Source organism: Streptomyces sp. NPDC093149 (assembly GCF_044754145.1).
GTDB lineage: Bacteria > Actinomycetota > Actinomycetes > Streptomycetales > Streptomycetaceae > Streptomyces.
Map to the genome: position 1 here is coordinate 541,956 of NZ_JBIVON010000004.1, position 23,328 is coordinate 565,283.

A 23,328-nucleotide genomic window follows, 5' to 3' on the forward strand; every position below is an offset into this window, starting at 1 on the left:
GTGCCGACCTGTGGTCGGCACCCTCTGTGCAGTGCGGCTCAATGCCCTCGGCGGGGGGCGCTCAACGCGTCAGACGCCTTGGGGCTCTTTCTCAGCTGCAACCGCTGGTCGAGCCGCAGCCCTCGCAGATGTAGCAGGACCCGGCGCGCTGCATCTTCGTACCGCAGGAGAAGCAGAGCGGCGCGTCCGCGCTGATGCCCAGCTGCATCTCGACGAGCTCCGCCGAGGTGTGCGCCGTCCGCGGGGCCGGCTTCTCGGCCTCCGGCACGGCCGCGACCGCCTTCAGCGGCTCCGTCCGCACCGGGGCGGACTGGGCCAGCGCCTCGACGTCCAGTTCGTCGTCCTCCAGGGAGGGCTCGTACGAACCGGTGTCGAGGTGACGCTGACGCTCCTCGGCCGAGTGGATGCCGAGTGCCGAACGGGTCTCGAAGGGCAGGAAGTCCAGCGCGAGACGGCGGAAGATGTAGTCGACGATCGACTGCGCCATCCGCACGTCCGGGTCGTCCGTCATGCCGGCCGGCTCGAAGCGCATGTTGGTGAACTTCGAGACGTACGTCTCCAGCGGGACGCCGTACTGCAGACCGACCGAGACGGCGATGGAGAAGGCGTCCATCATGCCCGCGAGGGTGGAGCCCTGCTTGGACATCTTCAGGAAGACCTCTCCGAGACCGTCGTCCGGGTAGGAATTGGCGGTCATGTAACCCTCGGCGCCGCCCACCGTGAAGGAGGTGGTGATGCCGGGACGGCCCTTGGGGAGACGCTTGCGGACCGGGCGGTACTCGACGACCTTCTCGACCGCGGTACGGATGGTGTCCTCGGCCTTGGCCGCGACCGCGTCGGTCGCGGACTTCTCCTTCTCCTTGGTCTTCGCGGAGAGGGGCTGGCCGACCTTGCAGTTGTCGCGGTAGATCGCGAGCGCCTTGACGCCCATCTTCCACGCCTCGAAGTAGACCTCTTCCACGTCCTCGACGGTGGCCGTCTCCGGCAGGTTCACCGTCTTGGAGAGCGCGCCGGAGATCCACGGCTGGATCGCGGCCATCATGCGCACGTGGCCCATCGCGGAGATGGAACGCTCGCCCATCGCGCAGTCGAAGACCTCGTAGTGCTCGGTCTTCAGACCGGGGGCGTCGATCACATTGCCGTGCTCGGCGATGTGGGCGACGATCGCCTCGATCTGCTCCTCCTGGTAGCCCAGGCGGCGCAGGGCCTGCGGAACGGTGCCGTTGACGATCTGCATCGAACCGCCGCCGACCAGCTTCTTGAACTTGACCAGGGCGAGGTCGGGCTCGAGGCCGGTGGTGTCGCAGGACATGGCGAGACCGATGGTCCCGGTGGGCGCGATGACCGAGGCCTGCGCGTTGCGGAAACCGTTCTTCGCGCCGAGGCGGATCACGTCCTGCCAGGCCTCCGTGGCGGCGGCCCAGATCGGGTTGTCCAGGTCGTCCATGTGGACGGCTGCGGCGTTGGCGTCGGCGTGCTGCTTCATGACGCGCTGGTGCGGCTCGGCGTTGCGGGCGTAGCCGTCGTACGGGCCGACGACCGCGGCGAGCTCGGCGGAGCGCTTGTACGAGGTGCCGGTCATCAGCGAGGTGATGGCACCGGCGAGGGCGCGGCCGCCGTCGCTGTCGTACGCGTGGCCGGTCGCCATCAGCAGGGCGCCGAGGTTGGCGTAACCGATGCCCAGCTGGCGGAAGGCGCGGGTGTTCTCACCGATCTTCTGCGTGGGGAAGTCGGCGAAGCAGATGGAGATGTCCATCGCGGTGATGACCAGCTCGACGACCTTGGCGAAGCGCTCGGACTCGAAGGACTGGTTGCCCTTGCCGTCGTCCTTGAGGAACTTCATCAGGTTCAGCGAGGCCAGGTTGCACGAGGTGTTGTCCAGGTGCATGTACTCGCTGCAGGGGTTCGAGCCGTTGATCCGGCCGGACTCCGGGCAGGTGTGCCACTGGTTGATCGTGTCGTCGTACTGGATGCCCGGGTCGGCGCAGGCCCAGGCCGCCTCGGCCATCTTGCGGAAGAGGGACTTGGCCTCGACCTCTTCGATGACGTCACCGGTCATCCGCGCGCGCAGCCCGAACTTGCCACCGGACTCGACGGCCTTCATGAACTCGTCGTTCACACGGACCGAGTTGTTGGCGTTCTGGTACTGGACGGACGTGATGTCGTCGCCGCCCAGGTCCATGTCGAAGCCCGCGTCGCGCAGGGCGCGGATCTTCTCCTCCTCCTTCACCTTGGTCTCGATGAAGTTCTCGATGTCGGGGTGGTCGACGTCGAGGATGACCATCTTGGCCGCACGCCGGGTGGCGCCACCGGACTTGATCGTTCCGGCGGAGGCGTCGGCACCGCGCATGAAGGAGACCGGGCCGGAGGCGTTGCCGCCGGAGGACAGCAGCTCCTTGGAGGAGCGGATACGGGAGAGGTTCAGGCCGGCGCCGGAGCCGCCCTTGAAGATCATGCCCTCTTCCTTGTACCAGTCGAGGATCGACTCCATGGAGTCGTCGACGGCCAGGATGAAGCAGGCGGAGACCTGCTGCGGCTGGGGCGTGCCGACGTTGAACCAGACCGGCGAGTTGAAGCTGAAGATCTGGTGCAGGAGGGCGTACGCCAGCTCGTGCTCGAAGATCTCGGCGTCCGCGGGAGAGGCGAAGTAGCCGTGTTCCTCGCCGGCCTTGCGGTACGTCTTCACGATCCGGTCGATGAGCTGTCGCAGACCGGTCTCGCGCTGCGGGGTGCCGACGGCCCCGCGGAAGTACTTGCTGGTGACGATGTTGACCGCGTTCACCGACCAGAAGTCGGGGAACTCGACGCCACGCTGCTCGAAGTTGATCGAACCGTCGCGCCAGTTGGTCATGACGACGTCACGGCGCTCCCATGCCACCTCGTCGTACGGATGCACGCCGGGGGTGGTGTGGATGCGCTCGATACGCAGACCCTTGCTCGACTTGGATCCCTTGGCTCGGGAACCTCGTGCCGGGCCGCTCGCCGTCTCTGTCATGCCGCCTCCCATATGTGGGCAAAAACGCCCTGAAGTGCCCAGAACTTCCCGGGGCACAGTCTGTCTCTGATGCTTCGGGCGCCACGCACAGCGCCCGGAGCGGGTCCATAAAGCCGCCCTGTCGCCGATCCGCACATCCGCGCCGATCGGCCGGTGTCGCTCAGTCGGCGGCGACGGCGGGAACGGGGACCTCAAGGGTCTCTCCGGTCCCGCGCTCCTCCACGGGAGGTCGCCGTTCGCGGAGTTCCGCGATGGCGGCCTCGAAGTCTTCGAGTGTGTCGAACGCCCGGTACACGGACGCGAAACGCAGGTACGCGACAAGGTCGAGTTCCTGCAGGGGGCCGAGGATGGCCAGGCCCACGTCATGAGTGGTCAGCTCGGCGCTGCCGGTGGCACGCACCGCCTCCTCGACCCACTGGCCGAGCTTGGCGAGGGCGTCCTCGGTGACCGGCCTCCCCTGGCACGCCTTGCGTACGCCGGAGATGACCTTGGTACGACTGAAGGGTTCGGTCACACCGCTGCGCTTGACCACCATCAGCGAACAGGTCTCCACCGTGGTGAAGCGGCGGGCGCAGTCGGGGCACTGGCGGCGTCGACGGATCGACGTGCCGTCATCGGTGGTGCGACTGTCGACGACCCGGCTGTCGGGGTGCCTGCAGAAGGGGCAGTGCATGGCTCCCAACCCTCCTTCACAGCACGACTGAATAGCCTCTTCAGGGCCCGCCGGGGCCCCTCGAAGCAGTGACAAGCATAGGCGATGGCCACACCCCCGGCGGACCGGGGACCACAACTTCTGGGTGACTGGAGCAATCCAACCACTAGATCTTGGGTTTGGCCGCGCATTCGGCCCTAGCGCGTGTCGCGCATCGCGGGCGATCGGCAGGCAGCGTACGGCCGAGCACGAGGTTACGGGAACCGCGAGGCCGCCAGGATTGCGGGGCTCCCGCTGTCGGACTCGGACAACACCCGGGGAGGGCCCCCGCCCGGCGGGATCGCGCCGGCGAACGTTACCGTAATGGTCCGAATTGCCACGGGAGAGCGATCCGGATTCCTCCTCGACCCGACGGACCACTCCGAGCCGGGGCCCGACCGACCCGGCGCCGCGCATACACCCGGCAGTGAACACGCGACAGACTTTTATTCGTTTTTCACTCGAACGTGTGTTTGGCGCAACCTTTCGAAAGCCACTACCGTTGTCCAGCTAGGGAGACCATTCGAGAGGGGCCGACGTGACCACCACCGCAGACAGTGCCACCATCACTGCCCAGGACCGCTCCCAGAGCCGACTCGAGCCGGTGCATGCCATGAATGACCCAGTCACGAACGCGGAGGGGCCCGAGCCCATGCGCCCAGCGCGCTCGTTGCCCGGCCGGCCTCCAGGGATCCGGGCGGACAGCTCGGGGCTCACGGACCGGCAGCGGCGAGTGATCGAGGTGATCCGGGATTCCGTGCAGCGACGCGGGTATCCGCCCTCGATGCGGGAGATCGGTCAGGCGGTGGGCCTGTCCAGCACGTCCTCCGTCGCCCATCAGCTGATGGCCCTGGAGCGCAAGGGTTTCCTGCGTCGCGACCCCCATCGCCCGCGTGCGTACGAGGTCCGCGGCTCGGACCAGCCCGCCTCGCAGCCCACCGACACGACCGGGAAGCCCGCGGCTTCGTATGTACCGCTGGTGGGCCGGATCGCGGCCGGTGGCCCGATCCTCGCCGAGGAGTCGGTCGAGGACGTCTTCCCGCTCCCCCGCCAGCTGGTCGGCGACGGAGAGCTGTTCGTGCTCAAGGTCGTCGGTGACTCGATGATCGAGGCGGCGATCTGTGACGGCGACTGGGTCACCGTGCGTCGCCAGCCCGTCGCGGAGAACGGCGACATCGTGGCAGCCATGCTGGACGGCGAGGCCACGGTCAAGCGCTTCAAGCGCGAGGACGGCCATGTGTGGCTGCTCCCGCACAACTCCGCCTATCAGCCGATCCCGGGCGACGAGGCGACGATTCTCGGCAAGGTGGTGGCGGTGCTGCGGCGAGTGTGACGACTCGCCGGCTCCGACCGGGCCCCGGGATTCACTGCGCCGATCCCGGGGCCTGCCCATGCCCCCCGACAACCGGACGGACTACCGGCCGTCGGCCTTGGCGGCCGAATCGATCGCCGCGAGCGAGCGGCGCGCCTGATTACGGTCGGTCGTGTACCAGAAATCGGGCAGCGAGGCGCGCAGATAGCTGCCGTACCGGGCGTTGGCCAGGCGCGGATCGAGCACCGCGACCACGCCCTTGTCGCCCGTGGCCCTGACCAGTCGGCCGGCCCCCTGGGCCATCAGCAGCGCGGCATGCGTGGCCGCGACGGCCATGAACCCATTGCCGCCCGCCTCCTCGACCGCCTTCTGGCGCGCGCTCATCAGCGGATCGTCGGGACGCGGGAACGGGATCCGGTCCATGACCACCAGCTGACAGCTGGCCCCGGGCACATCGACTCCCTGCCAGAGGGACAGCGTGCCGAAGAGACAGGTCTCGGGGTCGGCCGCGAAGTTCTTGATCAGCTCTCCGAGGGTCTCCTCGCCCTGCAGCAGGATCGGCTTGTCGAGTCGCCCCCGCATTTCCTCGGCGGCGGCCTGAGCCGCCCGCATGGACGAGAACAGCCCGAGGGTGCGCCCGCCCGCCGCCTCCACCAGCTCGGCGAGCTCGTCCAGCATGTCGGTGCGCGATCCCTCCCTGCCGGGCGTCGCCAGATGCCGGGCGACGTAGAGGATGCCCTGTTTCGGGTAATCGAACGGTGACCCGACGTCGAGTCCCTTCCACTGCGGAAGGTCATCGCCCGCAGTGCCCTCGGGAGCGAGCCCGAGCGACGCCCCCACCCCGTTGAAATCCCCGCCGAGCTTGAGCGTCGCCGATGTGAGGACGACGGACCGTTCGGCGAAGAGCTTCTCGCGGAGAAGTCCGGAGACGGAGAGCGGGGCGACCCGCACGGAGGCGCCGAAACGGTCGTGTCGCTCGTACCAGACGACGTCGTACTCCGAGCCCTGGGTGATCCGCTCGGCGACGCCGTGGATCGTCTCCACCGATGCGAGTGCCTGCTTGCGGACGGCGTCCTCGTCCTGAACGGACTTGTCCCGGGTGGCGCCCAGGGCCGAGATCACCGTACGCGCGGCGTCCCGGAGCGCCAGCAGTGCGTAACCGAGGTCCTCGGGGACCTCCTCCAGCCGGCCGGGGAGCGCCAGCTCCATCACCCGCTCGAAGCCCTCCGACGCGGTCTGCAGGGCGTCGGCCGCCTTCTCGTTGACCAGCTTCGCCGCTCGGCGCACAGCGCGGTTGACCTGACCGGGGGTGAGCTCTCCGGTGGCCACTCCGGTGACCCGGGAGACCAGCTCATGGGCCTCGTCGACGATCAGCACCTCGTGCTGCGGGAGCACCGGGGCGCCCTCGATGGCGTCGATGGCGAGGAGGGCGTGATTGGTGACCACGACATCGGCGAGCTTGGCACGCTCACGGGCGAGCTCCGCGAAGCACTCGGCGCCGTACGCGCACTTGGAGGCGCCCAGACATTCGCGCGAGGAGACCGAGACCTGCGCCCAGGCGCGGTCGGAGACGCCGGGGGTGAGGTCGTCACGGTCCCCGCTCTCCGTCTCGTCCGACCAGTCCCGCAGCCGCAGCAGATCCTGGCCGAGTTTGCTCGACGGAGCCGCGGCCTCGAACTGATCGAAGAGTCCCTCCTCCTCGTCCTGCGGCACTCCTTCGTGGAGCCGGTGCAGGCAGAGATAGTTGGACCGGCCCTTGAGCATGGCGAACTGCGGGCGTCTGCGCAGCAGCGGGTGCAGGGCGTCGACCGTGCGCGGAAGATCGCGCTCCACGAGCTGGCGCTGCAGCGCCAGCGTCGCCGTGGCCACCACCACGCGCTCCCCGTGCGCCAGCGCGGGCACCAGGTAGCCGAGGGACTTGCCCGTGCCGGTGCCGGCCTGGACGAGCAGATGGGATTGGTCGTCGACAGCCTCGGCGACGGCCTCGGCCATGGCGGCCTGGCCGGGCCGTTCCGTACCGCCGACGGCGGTCACGGCGGCGTGGAGGAGCTCGGGGAGGGATGGCTTCGTCATAGCCCGACCACCCTACGGTGCACCACTGACAACGGCGATCACTCCCGGACTCGGACGGAGGGGTGGAGCGGGTTCGGAACGGTTCCGTGGATGGCGGCGTGCGGCCGCCGGGGGCGGTCCCGGTAACCGTCCACATGGAGGCGGTTGCGGTTCAGGCAGAGGCGTTGGATGCGAGGCGTCAGCATGTCGAACATCTCGAAACGCTCCTTGAGCTCGGGAAAGCGGGCGTGGTACCGCAGGATCTCGGCCCGCACGAGTGACCAGAAATCGGCTTCCGGGACTCCCAGCTGCTCCTCGCAGAGCAGGGACAGGAATCGGAAGACACCGATGAACAGTCCGGCGTGGATGAACTGGGTGAGGAACGAGGGGGGCTCGGTGAGCAGGATGCTGCGCACGTCCTGCGGCATCGACGCGTGCTCCGGCAGCGGCTGGGCGCTGATGTTCACATCGTCCACGAAGTCCTTGATCGCCAGGCGCACGGGTACGTCCTGGTCGTCGAAGACGACGATGGCGTTCTCGCCGTGCGGGGAGAACACGGTGCCGTAGCGGTAGAGGAAGTGCAGCAGCGGCGGGAGCAACGCGGCGAAGAGCCGGGTCAGCCAGACGGTGGGGGTCAGTCCGGAGCGGGCGACGAGTTCGGCCGTGAAGGCGCGTCCCCGGGGATCGGTGTGGAGCAGCGAGGCGAGGGTCCGGGCCCGTTCGCCCGGCGCGAGTCTGGGCTGGAGCGGTTCTCGCCAGATCGCGCCGAGGATCTCCTTGAACTGGTACGGGGCCTCGGGAAGGTGGTCGTAGAGCGGGTGCTCGACGGTCACGGAGGCCACCTCGCCGAGCAGGATGACCCCACAGGTGTCGCGCAGAAAGGTGTCCTGGTCACACAGGCCCTGGACCCACCCGGTGACGGCGGGGGCCGCGAGGGTGCGCTCGGTCGGCAGGCCCCGCCAGACCAGCGTGTTGAGGATCGACAGGGGCAGTTTGACCGTGTGCCGGTCGGGACGGGACACGTTGGTCAAGGTACGGATGGACTGCTGCGGCAACCGGTCGTCCGCGTCGGCGTGGAGCGGAACGATGTCGCCCGCGGCGATGGCCGGGGCGAAGACCGGAACGATCCATTCGTCCCACTGCCAGGGGTGCACGGGGAGACAGAGATAGCTGTCGGGGTCGAGACCGCGGGTGTGGAGCACGGCGGCGAAGGAGTCGCGGACCGACCGGTCGAGTTCCTGCGCGTACAGCTGCCGGGGGGTGGCCAGGCCGGTCACTCCGCGGTAGGCGGCGATCCGGGTGGAGACGGCGATCCACGGCAGCCTGACCGGCGTGCGGGCCTCGGGGGCGTAGCGGGAGGCGTCGGTGGCGGAGAAGCCGAGGCGCCCCTTGTTGGCCACGAGCCAGGGGTGGCCTGTCTGATGCCCTTCCAGCTCGGCGTAGTCGAGATCGGCCAGCCGGGCGGCGGGGAGCGCGGTGTGGTCGAGCCGGACGTCGGCGGCGAGGGTGGTGGTGATCTCGCGGATGAGGTGGCCGAGGGTGGCGCCGTCGATCCCGAGAAGGTGGCGGGCGCGGGCGAGGAAGCTCAACGGGTCGTGAAAGGGGACGGTGTCGCTGTTCCGGTCCCGGAGCTGCTCGGCGAACGTGTCCCGGTCACTGCCGTGCGTCGAGTCGGCGGACGCGCTCCCGTCACTGCCGCGCGTCGATTCCGCAGGCGCGGCCCCGGCGCTCCCGCGCTTCTCACGAATCGAATCGGGAGCGATGAGCCAGCCGCCGTACACGCCCCGTCGGGCGCTGAAGCTCAGGGTTCCGCCGTCGTCGAGTCCGAGGGTGTACGTGTCGCTCCCGTCGGCCTGTGCGACCGGTTCGACGACTTCCTCGTAGGCGAACTGACCGAGCATCTTCGCGAGCAGCCGCGCGGCGGCTCCGTCCCAGGCCGCCCGGTTCAGTTCCGGTGTGCTGAGCGATGGGGCTGACTCCGCTGAATCATGGCTCGCGGGATATTTCGGCACAGGGCCTCCTCGGGACGGAACCGATGGGGTGGTTGCGGTATACGCAAGGCGGCAGATCGTTCACAGCTGGGCACGGTGGGTTCGGTCGCGGACCATCAAGGCAGCTCGCTTGTCGGGGAGTTCGACTTCCGCGGAAAAGCGGAAGCCGGCGCTCAGGAAGGCGGAGACGGAGGGGGTGTTTCGCAGGTCTGGTTCCGCGACGACACGCGCGCACAGGGGGCGGTTGTCGAGCACGAGGTCGGAGACGGCCCGGAGCAGGGTGGTGCCGGCCCCGCGTCCCCGGTTGTTCACACCGCCGATGAGCAGGTGGATTCCGGTGTCGTGCGGGCGGGCTGGGTAGTGACGTGCCAGCGGATCGAGATCCGCCCGGTAGATCTCCCAGTAGCTCATGGGAATCCCGGCCAGCACGCCGAGACATGGGACGCTGCGTCCGTCGCCGTCGAGTTGAGGACGCAGGTGGTCGGCGGTGACCGCTTCGGATCCGGCGAGTTCCCAGAAAGCGGCGACCGCGGGGTCGTTCATCCAGCGGCTGATCACAGCGAGGTCGCGTTCCAGCCGTACGGGGACGAGCTGGAACACTCCGGCCGGGGTGGTCGCCGGTCCCCAGTCGGCCGGGTGGTCGAGCAGATCGGCGAGGGCCGCACTGCTCGTGGCCGTCCGTCGGCCTGCGGCCGGGCCCGCGTCGCCCGGCTCGGACGACGCGGGCGACGCGGACGACACGGACGTGTTCGACGGCAGGGACAGCGCCGGGGTGGCCGATGCGTCCTCCCCGGGCGCGGCCGGTGTCTCCTCCTCGAACAGAGCGAGGAGTTCTTCGGGGAGCGGCAGGTCCAGGGTGTCCTCGGCGCCCGTGTCGGTCGGCGGGGCAGGGCCGGCACCGGCTTCGGTGTGCGCATCGGCGGGAGCCACGGTGTCGCTCTCCTCTCGGCGGATCAGATGGTTGCCAAGTTCTTTCAGGCGTACAAGGGATTGGCCATGGTGACGTAGACGGACTGGGTGTCGACGGGCCCGACGAGTTCATCGAGGCCGTGCAGCCGGGTCAACAGGTTGGCCTTGCACCGCAGGTGGGAGTTCTCCAGCAGATGCGCGGGCAGGGGGGAGCCCAGTGCGGTGGCCGAGTCGAGGAATCGGCGGAACGCGGCGATGAGCACCTGTTCGTCGGCGAGGCGCTGTGCGCCGAAGGCGCCGATCAGGCCGAACACGTTGTTGATGCCGACGTAATAGGCGAAGCGTTCGTCGGTGACCGCGTCGGAGACGAAGGTGTCGCTGACCCGTCCGATACCGGGGAGCCGGTGCTCCAGCGCCGTGCGGTGGGACTCGCGGAAGTAGTAGCCCTGGTTGTCACGGTATCGGCCGCCGACGGGCCAGCCGTGGGGGTCGAGCAGCACCAGGGTGTTCTGCTGGTGGGCTTCGAGCGCGACACCGGCGTGACCGTCGAGCCAGAGAACCGGACGTACGACGCGGTCGAGATAGCGCAGGAACCACTCGGTGGCGACCGCCCCCACGGCTCGTCCGGTGGCGGCGGCCAGGGCGAGGACGATCCCGGTGAGGCGTGAGTGCGTACCCGTCCGGCCCGGCCAGGGGCGTGGGGCGGTGAGCGCGGCGATGCAGACCGCGTCGTCGAACGGCCCGAAGGGGTTGTGCCGCAGCATCACGTCGAGACCCGCGACGGGCTCGCCGTCCGGGCCGTCGACGGCGAGCCAGGCGGGGTCACGGACGATGTCGAAGCCCGGGTGGACCGCGTGCCACCGCGCGGCGAGGCCGCTGCGGAGCAGCCGGTGCACCTCTACCCCGCGGTGGAGTTCCTTGCGGAGGTTCTCCCGGCGGGAGTTGGTGATGCGGACGCCGAGGGAGAGCTTGAGCATCACGGCGGCGTCCGGCCGGTGCACGGTACGGACGGAGGAGGTGGGGTGCCAGGGCTTCCCGTGCGGCCCCAGGTCGTGGAGGAGTCCGGCGTCGAGCAGGGCGGCGACTTCGGGCCGGTGTCCGAGTTCGCGGGCCTGCCAGGGGTGGAGCGGAATCGGTGCGGTGTTGTCGGGGAGTCGAAGCCCCTCGGTGTGGGAGGTGACCAGTTCCGCCGCCGGTACCGGACGGCCGCCCTCGGTCCAGGCGGAGTCGGTGGCCAGTACGGACCGGTGGACAGCCATCCAGTGGAGCGGGAAGGAGCCGTGCGACTCGGGTGAATAGCGGCGGCACTCCGCGTCGGAAAGGCCTTCGCGGCTCTTGGGCGTGGGGTGGAGCGGATGTCCGAGGAGGAGTGACTGCTCGGCGGTGAGGAAGAGGTCCGCTTCGGCCGGGGCCTCGGGGGTGCGGCGCCGCTCGGCGATGAAGCCGGCGGTTCGCTGTACGGAGTCGGCGACCCGGGCCACCATGTCGGTGCCCCCGTCGTGGTCGGCCTCGCGGCTCAGGAGCGCGGCGACCGTCACGGCGTCGACGGGTGGCGCACCTTCGGGTGCGCCTTCCAGGACGGGCATGCCGAAGCGGTGCCAGCCCGTGGCGGACCAGTAGACGACGGGGGCGAGCAGAGCGGTTCCGCTCGCGGGAAGGGGGATACGGAGGGTCTCCCCGGCCGGTCGGGACAGATCGCTCTCCCGGACCCAGCAGCGGAGCAGATTCTCGACACCGGCCGTGTCGGCGGCGCGCAGCGGGTCCGGATGGTCGAGGAGGTCGGTGGGTGCCTCGGCGCCCTCCCTGTGCATCGGGAGGTACTGCTCGTCGTGCGGTGCCGCCTTCTGGCGCGGCACGATGGTGTGCTCCACGACGAGGTTGCCGGTGAGCCCGGCCGGTCCTCGCTGCGGGGTGGGGGGAGGGCCGTCGGCCTGGGGCGCGGGGGTGGGGTTCACGGCGGTCTTCCTTGTGAGGGGGGTCAGCGAATCGCCCCGGTCGTGGTCCGGCGGTGCGGCAGGCGCTCGGCGGCTGCCAGGGCGTCGGCGAGGCGGTCCACGACCGCTGTCGCCTGTTCGTCGGTGAGAGTGAGGGGCGGGAGGAGGCGTACGACGGTGGAGTGGCGTCCGCCGAGTTCGACGATGAGCCCGCGGCGCAGGCATTCCTGCTGGACGGCGGCGGCGAGGGCCGGGGCGGGCGGTGGCTCGGGGCCGTCGCCCCGGGCCGGGGCCTCGGGGTCGACGAGCTCCACCCCGATCATCAGGCCCCGTCCACGGACGTCTCCGATGGACGGGTGGTCCGTGGCCAGCGCCTGGAGGCGCGCGAGCATCCGGGCGCCGAGCGTCGCGGCACGCTCGGCGAGGTGGTTCTCCCGTACGAAGGAGAGGGTGGCCGTGCCCGCCGCCATGGCGAGTTGGTTGCCCCGGAAGGTACCGGCGTGGGCGCCCGGCTGCCAGGTGTCGAGTTCGGAGCGGTAGACGATCACCGCGAGCGGGAGGGAACCGCCGATGGCCTTGGAGAGCACCATCACGTCGGGCACGATCCCGCTGTGTTCCACCGCCCAGAAGGCACCGGTGCGCCCCACACCCGTCTGGACCTCGTCGGCGATCAGGGGGACGGAGCGGGTCTCGGTGATCTGACGCATCCGGCGCATCCAGCCGTCGGGGGCGGGGTTCACGCCGCCCTCCCCCTGCACGGGTTCGAGGATCAGGCCGGCCGGTGGGGGTGTGCCGCCCTTGGGGTCGTCCAGCAGGTTCTCCGTCCAGCGGGCGGCGATCTCCGCGCCGCGCCCGCCTCCGACACCGAAGGGGCAGCGGTAGTCGCGGGGGAAGGGAAGTCGTGTCACGCGTGTGTCCTCGGCGCCTCCCGAGGCGGCCAGGGCTCCGGCCGTCATTCCGTGGTAGGCGCCGGTGAAGGCGAGAAGCCCGCTGCGGCCGGTCGCGGAACGCACCAGCTTGAACGCCGCCTCGACGGCGTCCGTGCCGGCCGGTCCGCAGAACTGGATCCGGGCGTTGTCGGCGAACCGCCTCGGCAGGGTGGCGAACAGCTCCGTAGTGAAGGCGTCCTTGACCGGGGTGGCGAGGTCGAGCACCTGGAGCGGTGCGCCCGAGTCGATCACCTTCTTGATCGCCTCCAGGACCACCGGGTGGTTGTGCCCGAGCGCCAGGGTGCCTGCCCCCGAGAGACAGTCGAGGTATCGCCGCCCGTCCGCGCCCTCGATGGTCATCCCACGGGCCCGTACCGGCACGATCGGCAGTGAACGCGCATAGGTACGGGCGGCGGATTCACGCAGTGACTGGCGGCGCAGGATCCCCTCGTGCACCGCCGGTGCTGCCACCGGAGCTGGTTCGGTCACGGCCACGGCTGTTGGTCCTCCCGCTGTAACAGTTGCGTTGCACGTCGGTACGTCGGCGCACGGACGGACTGGGGGGATGAACGCTGTCCGCGAGTCCCTCGTACGTACCAACGACGCCGGACGCCGGGGATCACGGCCGAATCCGAAGATCCTTGCGGAGGCGGAACCGTGGCCCTGCCGCGTGCCGTCCCCATCGGCACCGGCATAGTGGGGGCCGCACGGAGGGCTCGGGCAGATTTCCGGCAGCTCGAATGGTGTTCGGAGCGAACGGCTCGCGGCAGTACCGAAGTGCAGTACAGAAGTGTTGAGTTACGAAGTCCCAGGGGGATCACCACATGCGACTCATTCGACCGGCTCTCGCCGCACGTCAGGGGGGCACACGCCGTAGGCGCTCCTCGGTGCTCGCCGCGGCCGCGGTCACCGCGGTCCTCGCGCTCACCGCCACCGCCTGCGGGCCCGGCGAGGACGAAGCGAGTGACAAGCCGAGCAGTCCCGCAGGCCAGGCCGCGGACGGCAAGATCACCATTCCGGACGATCTGAAGAACCGGCTCAAGGAACACGGAATCGACCTCGACCAGTGGAAGAACGGCGAGTGGAAGAACTGGGACAGGGACAAGTGGCTGCGCGAGGCGAAGGACTTCGTCAACCCGATCATCGAGGGCCTCTGGGACCCGGACCGGATGCGGGATGCCGACAAGTCGCCGGAGAAGCCGGTCGACAACGACATCTCGGGTGATGTGGGCGTGACGGACCCGACCCCCACGCCGGTGCGGGCCGCCGGTGTCGGAACGCCGTACCACGCCAACGCCGCGGAGTCCGGGAAGCTGCTCTTCGACAGCCCCGAGGGCTCCATGGTCTGCTCCGCGACGGTGGTGAAGGACCCGGCCCACCCCGGCAAGTCCAATCTGGTGTGGACGGCGGGGCACTGTGTGCACGCGGGCAAGAAGGGCGGCTGGTACCGCAACATCGCCTTCGTTCCGTCGTACAACAACAAGGGTCTGTCACTGGCGGAACTGAAGACGGCCACCAAGCAGGAGATCGCCCCGTACGGCGTGTGGTGGGGCCAGTGGGCGCAGACGTCCGACCAGTGGATCTCCCAGGGCGCCTCGGTCGGCGGCCAGGGCGCCCCGTACGACTTCGCGGTGCTGCATGTCACCCCGGAGAAGGGATCCACGGGCAAGTCGCTGGAGGAGACGGTCGGTTCCGCGCTGCCGGTCGAGTTCAACGCACCGGCCGTGCCGAAGATCAGCAGCATGACGGCCACCGGCTTCCCGGCCGCCCCGCCGTACGACGGCCAGAAGGCGTTCCAGTGCGCGGACAGGCCGGGCCGGCTCTCGCTGACCGCGCAGGACCCGACGATGTACCGCATCGGCTGCAGCATGACGGGCGGAGCCTCCGGTGGCGGCTGGGTCGCAGCGGGCCAGGACGGCAAGCCCGCGCTGGTCTCGAACACCTCCATCGGCCCGGTGACGGCCGGCTGGCTGGCGGGGCCGCGCTTCGGCAAGGAGGCCAAGGGCGTCTACGAGTCGGTCAGCAAGAAGTACGCGGGGCAGTGACGACGGTCCGTCAGCCGGGTCTTCCGGATGACGGATGACGGATTTTCAGGGGCTCCCGGTGCGGCAATCGCCCGCCGGGAGCCCTTGCCGTCGGGCGGTGGCCATGGGCCGCCCGCGGCCGGTTCCTCCGTGGCGAGGACCATGGTCCACCCCGTCATAGGGTGGGCCTGCATTCGCGGCGGCCATTGGTCCGGCCGCCGTTTCGTATGACAGGTTCATGGCATTTTCAGAGATTTCAGGGGGATTCCTTTCCATGCGATCCATGCGTCCGCTCCTCGCCGCGACCGGCCTCGTCGCCGCGCTCGCGCTGACGGCCACGGCCTGTGGTCCGAGCGAGGACACGGCGGCCGACAAGCCCGCCGCCGACTCCGCCGGTGGCCAGGATTCCGGCGGTTCGCTCTCCGGCGGCCTGGCCGAGAAGCTGAAGAAGCACGGTGTCGACCCGGAGAAGTGGAAGAACGGCGAGTGGAAGAACTGGAACAAGGACAAGTGGCTGCGTGAGGCCAAGGACTTCGTCAACCCGGTCATCGACGGGTTGTGGAAGCCCGAGCGGATGAAGTCGGCCAAGGATCCCGCGAAGACCATGGCGGCCGGCGACCTCTCCGGCGACCGGGGCGTCACCGACCCGGAGCCCGCCCCGGTCAAGGCCGAGCGCGAGAGGACTCCCTACCACGACTACGCCGCCCCGGTCGGGAAGGTGTTCTTCGACTCCCCCGAGGGCTCCATGGTCTGCTCGGGCACCGTCGTCAAGGACCCGAAGAACCCGGGCCGGTCCAATCTGGTGTGGACCGCCGGACACTGTGTGCACGCCGGCTCGAAGGGCGGCTGGTACCGCAACATCGTCTTCGTGCCCGCGTACAACGACAAGGGCCGGTCCGCCGCCGCGCTGAAGAGCGCGCAGCCGCAGGAGATCGCCCCGTACGGCGCGTACTGGGCCGACTGGGCCACGACGTCCGGTGAATGGCTCGCCGACGGCGGTCCCACCGGAGGTGAGGGCGCCCCCTATGACTACGCGGTGCTGCATGTGAAGCCGGAGCGGGGCACCAAGTCCCTGGAGGAGACCGTGGGCAACGCCCTGCCGGTCGATTTCGACGCCCCCGAGATCCCGCGGATCAGTGCCATGGGCGCCTGGGGATACCCCGCCGCCCCGCCGTACGACGGCCTGATCATGCACAAGTGCGTCGACCGCCCCGGCCGGCTCTCCATCAGCCCGAGCACTCCGACGATGTACCGCATCGGCTGCACCATGACGGGCGGTTCGTCGGGCGGCGGATGGTTCAGCAAGGGCGCTGACGGCAAGCTCGCCCTTGTCTCGAACACCTCCATCGGACCGGTGACTTCGGGCTGGCTCGCAGGTCCGCACCTGGGCAGGGGCGCGCAGGACGTCTTCACCATGATGAGCGAGAAGTTCGGCGGCCGCTGACGGCCTCCCGCACCAAGGACGCCCGAAGGCCCGCTCCCGAACGAGGGAGCGGGCCTTCGGTCCGTACCGGGCCGCGCCGTGTCGCGGTCAGTGCGCCACGGGCACGTACGCGGAGAGGTCGGCTGCCAGTTCCTCATGGACCCGCGCCCTGAGCAGGGTGCCCTCCGACGTGTGTTCCTCGGAGATCACCTCGCCCTCGGCATGCACCCGGGAGACGAGCCCGCCCCGGGTGTACGGCACGAGCGCCTCGATCTCGACCGACGGCCGGGGCAGTTCGCTGTCGATGAGCGCCAGCAGCTCGTCGATGCCGACACCCGTGCGCGCCGAGACCGCGATCGCGTGCCTCTCGATGCGCAGCAGCCGCTGCAGCACCAGCGGATCGGCCGCGTCCGCCTTGTTGATGACCACGACCTCGGGTACGTCCACCGCACCCACTTCGCGGATCACCTCGCGCACCGCGGCGAGCTGTTCCTCCGGCACCGGGTGGGAGCCGTCCACCACGTGCAGGATCAGGTCGGATTCGCCGACCTCCTCCATGGTGGAGCGGAACGCCTCGACGAGGTGGTGCGGCAGATGCCGTACGAACCCGACGGTGTCGGCCAGGGTGTAGATGCGGCCGCTCGGCGTCTCGGCCCGGCGCACAGTCGGGTCCAGCGTGGCGAACAGCGCGTTCTCCACCAGGACACCGGCCCCGGTCAGGCGGTTGAGCAGCGAGGACTTGCCCGCGTTGGTGTAGCCGGCGATGGCGACCGACGGCACCCTGTTGCGCTTGCGCTCCTGCCGCTTGATCTCGCGGCCGGTCTTCATCTCCGCGATCTCCCGGCGCATCTTCGCCATCTTCTCGCGGATCCGACGCCGGTCCGTCTCGATCTTGGTCTCACCGGGGCCACGGGTGGCCATGCCGCCACCGCCGCTGGAACCGCCGCCGCCCATCTGACGGGAGAGCGACTGGCCCCAGCCTCGCAGCCGCGGCAGCATGTACTGCATCTGTGCCAGCGAGACCTGCGCCTTGCCCTCTCGGGACTTGGCGTGCTGGGCGAAGATGTCGAGGATCAGAGCGGTCCGGTCGACCACCTTGACCTTGACGACGTCTTCCAGGTGGATCAGCTGGCCGGGGCTCAGCTCACCGTCGCAGACGACGGTGTCGGCCCCGGATTCGAGGACGATGTCGCGCAGCTCCAGTGCCTTGCCCGAGCCGATGTAGGTGGCCGGGTCGGGCTTGTCGCGGCGCTGGAAGACGGCGTCGAGCACCTGGGCACCAGCTGTCTCCGCGAGTGCGGCCAGCTCCGCGAGGGAATTCTCCGCGTCCTGCACGGTCCCCGACGTCCAGACACCGACCAGCACCACACGCTCCAGGCGCAGCTGTCGGTACTCGACCTCGGTGACGTCCTCGAGCTCCGTGGAGAGGCCCGCCACTCGCCGCAACGCGGCACGCTCGGAACGGTCGAACTGCTCGCCGTCCCGCTCTCCGTCGATCTCGTGGCTCCAGGCGACGTCCTCTTCCATCAGGGCGTCGGCCCGAAGGCTCTCGGTGAGGCTCTCGGTGACATTCTCCGTAGCGCTCTGCGCGTGCTGCGCGTCCTGGGGAAGGGAAGAAGAGGAGGTCATTGGATCCTTACGTCGATGGAAGTCCGTTACGTCAGTCACAACGCGTGACCTCTCCCGATGATTCCCACTGTCGGGAATCACCGATCCGGCCGCCGCGGCGACTCGTCGATAGTGGCATGGTCCGCCGCGCCCGTCACCCTGGTTTACCGCTGTCCGGCGGGCTCGGCACTGTGCCAGTCCGGGTGCCCCGGCATCGGCGGGGTCTTCTTGCCGTACAGCCAGCCGTCGAAGAACCTGGTGAGATCGCGGCCGGCCGTCTGCGAGGCCAGCCGGACGAAGTCCGCGGTGGCGGCGTTGGAGTCCCGGTGTTCCTTCACCCAGCTCCGCTCCAGCAGATCGAACGCTTTCTCTCCGATCTCCTTGCGCAGCGCGTAGAGGACCAGCGCGCTGCCGTCGTACACCACCGGCCGGAACAGGCTGAGCTTCTGTCCGGGCGCCGGAGTGTCGGGGCGGGCCGGCGGGCCGCCGGCGGCGCGCCAGTCGTCGGACCTGGTGTAGGCCTCACGCATGCGGCTCTCCAGCTTCTTGCCGGCGTGCTCCTCGGCGTAGCGGGCCTCGTACCAGGTGGCGTGTCCCTCGTTGAGCCAGAGGTCGGACCAGGCACGCGGCGAGACGCTGTCGCCGAACCACTGGTGTGCCAGTTCATGCACCATGATCGAGTCGACGTACCACTCCGGGTAGGCGGTGCGGGTGAACAGGGACCGTTCGAAGAGCGCGAGCGTCTGGGTCTCCAGCTCGAAGCCGGTTTCGGTGTCCGCGACCAGCAGTCCGTATGTCTCGAAGGGGAAGCGGCCGACCTGCCGCTCCATCCAGTCCAGCTGGGCGGGCGTCTTGCCGAGCCAGGGCTCCAGGCGCTTCCGGTCGGCGCTCGGCACCACGTCGCGGACCGGCAGACCGTGCGGTCCGGTGCGGCGCAGGACAGTGGAGCGGCCGATGGTGACCTGGGCCAGTTCGGTGGCCATGGGGTGCTCGGTCCGGTAGGACCAGGTGGTCTCGGCACCGTGCCGGGCCGTGCCGGTGGGCAGGCCGTTGGCCACCACCGTGAAACCCTTGGGGGCGGTGATCCGGAAGGTGAAGTACGCCTTGTCGGCGGGGTGGTCGTTGCTGGGGAAGACACGGTGCGCGGCGTCCGCCTGATTGGCCATGGCCAGACCGTCGGCGGTACGCACCCAGCCGCCGCTCTCCTTCTTCCCGCTCGGGTCACTGGTGTGCCGGACGGTGATGTGCAGCGGTACTCCGGCGGGGAGCCGGGCGGGGGGCCGGATGACCAGATCCTCGTCGGCCGTCGCGAAGTCGGCCCGCAGACCGTTGACCTGGACCTCGCGGACCTTGCCGTGGGTGAAGTCGAGGTTGATCCGGTCCAGCTGCTCGGTGGTCCGCGCGTCGATCGTGGTGACGGCGTCCAGCGGTTTGCTGTTGCTGCCGCGGTAGGTCAGCCCGATGTCGTACGAGAGGACGTCGTACCCGGGGTTGCCGAGGTGCGGGAAGAGCGGATCGCCGATACCGAGCGGCACGGGTGGGGGGAGGGCGGCGGCGACGAGGGTGGCCGATGCGGTGGCCAGCAGAGCGGCCCGCAGGCGGCGGGAGATGAACGGCATGACCTACCGCTACCAGCGACTCCCGCCCGAGCAGGCGCGGCGCGCGCCGCGCCACTCGAACGAGATCGTCCCGACGGACGGCTGCGCGGCGGGGCCGGACGGCGGCGGGCGTCAGACGGCGGCGGGGTGCTGGGCGCGGCTCACGTCGTAGACGCCCGGTACGTCGCGCATCGCGCGGATCAGCGCCGGAAGTCCGGCGGCGTCGGCGAGCTGCAGGGTGTAGGTGTGCCGGACGCGCTGTTCGCTGGGTGGTTCGACGGTGGCGGAGATGATCGCCGCGTCCGCCGTCGCGATCGCCTCGGTGAGATCGGCGAGCAGCCGGGCCCGTCCGAAGGACTCGGCGACCAGGGTGACGCGGCAGCCGACCGTGTCTTCCCAGCTCACCCCGACCGGCACCCGGCCGACGGACCGCATCCGGGACACCGCGGAGCACTCCAGCCGGTGCACGGTGACGGCGCCGCCGCGCACGACGAATCCGGTGACGGCGTCGGGGGGTGCGGGCGTGCAGCAGCCCGCGAGTCGTACGTCGGCGTCCGGCCGGTCCACCACGGCGCTCGCGGTACGGGGCTCGGCCCCGTCGCCCGCGGGGCCACCGGTTTCCTGGGCCTGCGGCTCGGACCTGGGCTCCGCGGTACTGCTGCTGTGCGGGCCCCGGGTGTCCTCGGGGTGGGCGTCCAGCCAGCCGGTGATGGCGATGCGGGCGGCGGGGGTGCGGGCGTGGTCGAGCCAGTCGGGCGACGGGCCGGAGGCGGAGTCCTCGGCGAGCAGCGGTTGCACGGTGTCGCCGTCGCTCAGCACCGTGCCGAGGGTGGCGAGCCGGCCGTTGACCCGGGCGCCGATGCAGCTGTGCGCCTCGTCGCCGTACTGCGCGTAGGCGGCGTCGACGCAGCTGGCTCCGGCGGGCAGCCCGAGCGTGCCGCCGTCCGTGCGGAAGACCGTGATCTCGCGGTCCTGGGCGAGGTCGGCGCGGAGCGTGGTCCAGAAGGTGTCGGGATCCGGGGCGGACTGCTGCCACTGGAGGAGCCTGGAGAGCCAGCCGGGCCGGGTCGGGTCGGCGCGCTCCCCGTCCGCGGGCTCGACGGCCTGGGTGGCGGAGCCGGTGTCCGCGGCGTACGGGTTGCCGAGGGCGATGACACCCGCCTCGGCGACCTTGTGCATCCGGTGCGTACGGATGAGCACTTCGGCGACCGCCCCGTCGGGGCCCACGAACGCGGTGTGCAGTGACTGGTACAGGTTGAACTTGGGTGCGGCGATGAAGTCCTTGAACTCGGAGATGACCGGGGTGAAACAGGTGTGCAGTTCGCCGAGCACGGCGTAGCAGTCGGCGTCGTCGCCGACGAGCACCAGCAGTCGGCCGAAGTCGGTGCCGCGCAATTCGCCGCGTTTGATCCTGACCCGGTGCACGGAGACGAAGTGGCGCGGCCTGATGAGGACTTCCGCGGGGATGTCCGCCTCCCGCAGCACCGTCGCCACGCTCTCGGCGACGGCCGCGAGCGGGTCCCGGACGGCCGCGGCGGCGGGGGCGTCCGGCCGCGCCGACGCGGCGGCGATCAGTGCGCGGGTGTGTTCGTACTCCTCGGGGCGGAGGATCGCGAAGACGAGGTCCTCCAGCTCGGTCTTGAGGGCCTGCACGCCGAGCCGTTCGGCCAGCGGGATCAGCACGTCACGGGTGACCTTGGCGATCCTGACCTGTTTCTCGGGGCGCATCACGCCGAGGGTGCGCATGTTGTGCAGCCGGTCGGCCAGCTTGATCGACATCACGCGGACGTCGTCCCCGGTGGCGACGAGCATCTTGCGGAAGGTCTCGGGTTCCGCCGCCGCTCCGTAGTCGACCTTCTCCAGTTTGGTGACGCCGTCGACGAGGTAGCAGACCTCTTTGCCGAACTGTTCGCGCACCTGATCGAGGGTCACGTCGGTGTCCTCGACCGTGTCGTGGAGCAGGGAGGCGGTGAGCGTCGTGGTCTCGGCGCCGAGCTCGGCGAGGATCAGCGTGACGGCGAGCGGGTGCGTGATGTACGGCTCGCCGCTCTTTCGCATCTGTCCGCGGTGCGAGGACTCCGCGAGCACGTAGGCCCTGTGCAGGACGGAGAGGTCGGCGTCGGGGTGGTGGGCCCGGTGGGCCTCGGCGACGTGGCCGATCGCGTCGGGCAGCCGGTCGCGGGAGACGGGGCCGAGCAGCGCGACGCGGCCGAGCCTGCGGAGATCGATCCGGGGACGGCCCCGCCTGCGGACGGGCACATCTGGGTTGGTGGCCTCTGCGCTCATGGGGCACCTCCGGCAGCGTCGACCGGCGGTGGGGAGGTGCGGTCGCTCCTCCGGGCCGGTGCTTGATGCTACCGAGCCCACCACGTGGCGGAGTCCGGCTCTCGCTCAGCGTGAAACGGATCACCCATTCGAGCGAAGGTCTAACCGATCGGCGTTTCGAGCCAGGCCGGGTCGATCAGGCCTTCGGCGACGATCTCGGCGGCTCCGGTCATCTCGATCTCGCCGTCCGGCCGCTCGGTGATCACGAGGGTGCCGCCGGGCACATCGACCGTGTACGTGACCGGGGTACCGGTCTGCGCGGGGTCGGCGCCGTCCCTGCGGGCCGCGGCGACGGCCACGGCGCAGGCGCCCGTCCCGCAGGAGCGGGTCTCGCCGGAGCCGCGCTCATGGACCCGCATCGCGACATGGCGCGGTCCGCGGTCCACGACGAACTCGATGTTGACGCCGTCGGGGTAGACGGCCGCGGGGCTGTACGGCGGTACGGCGAGCAGATCACCGGCGTGCGCCAGGTCGTCCACGAAGGCGACCGCGTGCGGATTGCCCATGTTCACGTTGCGGGCGTCCCAGCTGCGGCCGTCCAGGCTGACCGTGACGCCGTTCTCGGGGAGGGTGGCGCGGCCCATGGAGACCGTGACGTCGCCGCCCTTGGCGATGTGCGCCTCCTTCACGCCGGCGCGGGTCGCGACGGCGAGATCGCCCTCCTCGACGTACCCGGCGCGCTGCAGAAAGCGGACGAAGACACGTACGCCGTTGCCGCACATCTCGGCGATCGAACCGTCGGCGTTGCGATAGTCCATGAACCACTCGGCCTCGCCCGCCATGGCCCGCGCCTCCGGGTGCGCGGCGGACCGTACGACGTGCAGCAGTCCGTCACCGCCGATGCCGGCCCGGCGGTCGCACAGTCGCGCGACGACGGAGGCGGGCAGGTCGACGGCGTTGTCCGGGTCGGGAACGATCACGAAGTCGTTCTCGGTGCCGTGGCCCTTGAGGAAGGGGATCCGGGATGTGCTCACGGGGCAACTGTACGAGGAGTCACCGGCAGTCGGCGAAAGCGGGCCGCGCGACGGCGCACGCGGGTGGGCGACGGAGCGTCGCGGCGGCCGGACGGCAGCGTGGCGGGGGCTCCGCCCGTCAGTGGCGCAGCCGTGCCACGCGCCAGACGGCCAGGGAGACCAGCACGGCGCACACAACGACGTACAGGGCGATCACGCGCCAGTCGGAGCGCTCGCCCGAGCCCCGCTGCGGCAGTCCGGGCCAGGTGTGGCCCACGCGGCGGGCGGCCATCATCCCCCAGCCGGCGGCGCAGCAGCTGATCAGCAGGCCCAGCATGGCGACGACCGGCCCGCCGTCGCCGAACTCGAAGGCCAGCGGGAACGCGAACATCAGCGAACCCACGGCGGCAAGCATCACGATCGGCGCGAGCTGCCAGATGCGCAGCCGCCGCGCAGGCCGCAACTCGACCTCGACCTCGGGGGTCGCCTCGGGCTCGTCGGGCCCGTCGGGGCTCAGCCGTACCGCCTCGTGCGGCGTTTCCGGTGCGTCTTGTTCCGTGTCGCGAGGGCCGGCCTCCATCGCC

At 70.1% G+C, this 23,328-nt stretch carries 15 protein-coding genes; 3 read left to right on the forward strand and 12 right to left on the reverse strand.

What is annotated here, in order from left to right; translation table 11 throughout:
* Nucleotides 1-91 precede the first annotated feature (91 nt).
* Together ACIQCZ_RS16010 and nrdR are read right to left on the reverse strand one after the other, a co-directional pair.
* On the reverse strand, nt 92-2,995 hold the full coding sequence (locus tag ACIQCZ_RS16010; RefSeq protein WP_376211890.1) for a vitamin B12-dependent ribonucleotide reductase: 2,904 nt from the start codon (nt 2,993-2,995) through the stop codon (nt 92-94).
* A 160-nt stretch (nt 2,996-3,155) separates the two neighbouring features.
* On the reverse strand, nt 3,156-3,668 hold the full coding sequence (gene nrdR / locus ACIQCZ_RS16015) for a transcriptional regulator NrdR (RefSeq protein ID WP_351075152.1): 513 nt from the start codon (nt 3,666-3,668) through the stop codon (nt 3,156-3,158).
* A 556-nt stretch (nt 3,669-4,224) separates the two neighbouring features.
* On the opposite strand from nrdR, the gene lexA reads away from it, so the two are divergent.
* On the forward strand, nt 4,225-5,019 hold the full coding sequence (gene lexA, locus ACIQCZ_RS16020; RefSeq protein WP_402282780.1) for a transcriptional repressor LexA: 795 nt from the start codon (nt 4,225-4,227) through the stop codon (nt 5,017-5,019).
* A gap of 81 nt (nt 5,020-5,100) precedes the next feature.
* Here the strand turns inward: lexA and ACIQCZ_RS16025 are convergent, their stop codons facing one another.
* From ACIQCZ_RS16025 to ACIQCZ_RS16045, 5 genes are read right to left on the reverse strand one after another with little or no spacing between them, the layout of a single operon-like run.
* Entirely contained in the window at nt 5,101-7,071 is a 1,971-nt protein-coding gene (locus ACIQCZ_RS16025) for an ATP-dependent DNA helicase (protein ID WP_402282782.1), read from the reverse strand.
* 38 nt (nt 7,072-7,109) lie between these two features.
* Entirely contained in the window at nt 7,110-9,062 is a 1,953-nt protein-coding gene (locus ACIQCZ_RS16030) for an IucA/IucC family protein (protein WP_402282783.1), read from the reverse strand.
* Between the two features lie 60 nt (nt 9,063-9,122).
* Nucleotides 9,123-9,971, reverse strand: a complete 849-nt coding sequence (locus ACIQCZ_RS16035) for a GNAT family N-acetyltransferase (protein ID WP_402282785.1) — start codon at nt 9,969-9,971, stop codon at nt 9,123-9,125.
* Between the two features lie 44 nt (nt 9,972-10,015).
* Complete coding sequence (locus ACIQCZ_RS16040; RefSeq protein WP_402282787.1) at nt 10,016-11,905, reverse strand: IucA/IucC family protein; 1,890 nt, start codon at nt 11,903-11,905, stop codon at nt 10,016-10,018.
* Between the two features lie 23 nt (nt 11,906-11,928).
* Nucleotides 11,929-13,308: a diaminobutyrate--2-oxoglutarate transaminase family protein gene (locus ACIQCZ_RS16045; protein WP_402282789.1), complete on the reverse strand. Its 1,380-nt coding sequence runs from the start codon at nt 13,306-13,308 to the stop codon at nt 11,929-11,931.
* A gap of 329 nt (nt 13,309-13,637) precedes the next feature.
* Between ACIQCZ_RS16045 and ACIQCZ_RS16050 the strand changes: the two genes are divergently transcribed.
* Nucleotides 13,638-14,858 (forward strand): trypsin-like serine peptidase, encoded by a 1,221-nt coding sequence (locus ACIQCZ_RS16050; protein ID WP_402282790.1) that lies wholly within the window; start codon nt 13,638-13,640, stop codon nt 14,856-14,858.
* A 253-nt stretch (nt 14,859-15,111) separates the two neighbouring features.
* Entirely contained in the window at nt 15,112-16,281 is a 1,170-nt protein-coding gene (locus ACIQCZ_RS16055) for a trypsin-like serine peptidase (RefSeq protein ID WP_402282792.1), read from the forward strand.
* A gap of 87 nt (nt 16,282-16,368) precedes the next feature.
* Here the strand turns inward: ACIQCZ_RS16055 and hflX are convergent, their stop codons facing one another.
* From hflX to ACIQCZ_RS16080, 5 genes are all read right to left on the reverse strand, one after another.
* Nucleotides 16,369-17,889 (reverse strand): GTPase HflX, encoded by a 1,521-nt coding sequence (hflX, locus tag ACIQCZ_RS16060; protein ID WP_402282795.1) that lies wholly within the window; start codon nt 17,887-17,889, stop codon nt 16,369-16,371.
* Nucleotides 17,890-18,032: 143 nt separating this feature from the next.
* Complete coding sequence (locus ACIQCZ_RS16065) at nt 18,033-19,487, reverse strand: M1 family metallopeptidase (protein ID WP_402282797.1); 1,455 nt, start codon at nt 19,485-19,487, stop codon at nt 18,033-18,035.
* A gap of 111 nt (nt 19,488-19,598) precedes the next feature.
* A complete protein-coding gene (locus tag ACIQCZ_RS16070) occupies nt 19,599-21,752 on the reverse strand; it encodes a RelA/SpoT family protein (protein WP_402282799.1) in 2,154 nt (717 codons plus the stop codon).
* A 140-nt stretch (nt 21,753-21,892) separates the two neighbouring features.
* Nucleotides 21,893-22,765: a diaminopimelate epimerase gene (gene dapF / locus ACIQCZ_RS16075; protein WP_402282800.1), complete on the reverse strand. Its 873-nt coding sequence runs from the start codon at nt 22,763-22,765 to the stop codon at nt 21,893-21,895.
* 118 nt (nt 22,766-22,883) lie between these two features.
* The gene (locus ACIQCZ_RS16080) at nt 22,884-23,324 is read right to left on the reverse strand and encodes a hypothetical protein (protein ID WP_402282937.1); all 441 of its coding nucleotides are present in this window, start codon (nt 23,322-23,324) and stop codon (nt 22,884-22,886) included.
* Nucleotides 23,325-23,328 lie beyond the last annotated feature (4 nt).

Coding starts and splice junctions, on each gene's coding strand:
- ACIQCZ_RS16025 (WP_402282782.1), bottom strand. CDS start 7,071: ATGACGAAGCCATCCCTCCCCGAGCTCCTCCACGCCGCCGTGACCGCC.
- hflX (WP_402282795.1), bottom strand. CDS start 17,889: ATGACCTCCTCTTCTTCCCTTCCCCAGGACGCGCAGCACGCGCAGAGC.
- ACIQCZ_RS16010 (WP_376211890.1), bottom strand. CDS start 2,995: ATGACAGAGACGGCGAGCGGCCCGGCACGAGGTTCCCGAGCCAAGGGA.
- nrdR (WP_351075152.1), bottom strand. CDS start 3,668: ATGCACTGCCCCTTCTGCAGGCACCCCGACAGCCGGGTCGTCGACAGT.
- ACIQCZ_RS16065 (WP_402282797.1), bottom strand. CDS start 19,487: ATGCCGTTCATCTCCCGCCGCCTGCGGGCCGCTCTGCTGGCCACCGCA.
- ACIQCZ_RS16055 (WP_402282792.1), top strand. CDS start 15,112: ATGCGATCCATGCGTCCGCTCCTCGCCGCGACCGGCCTCGTCGCCGCG.
- ACIQCZ_RS16050 (WP_402282790.1), top strand. CDS start 13,638: ATGCGACTCATTCGACCGGCTCTCGCCGCACGTCAGGGGGGCACACGC.
- ACIQCZ_RS16070 (WP_402282799.1), bottom strand. CDS start 21,752: ATGAGCGCAGAGGCCACCAACCCAGATGTGCCCGTCCGCAGGCGGGGC.
- ACIQCZ_RS16080 (WP_402282937.1), bottom strand. CDS start 23,324: ATGGAGGCCGGCCCTCGCGACACGGAACAAGACGCACCGGAAACGCCG.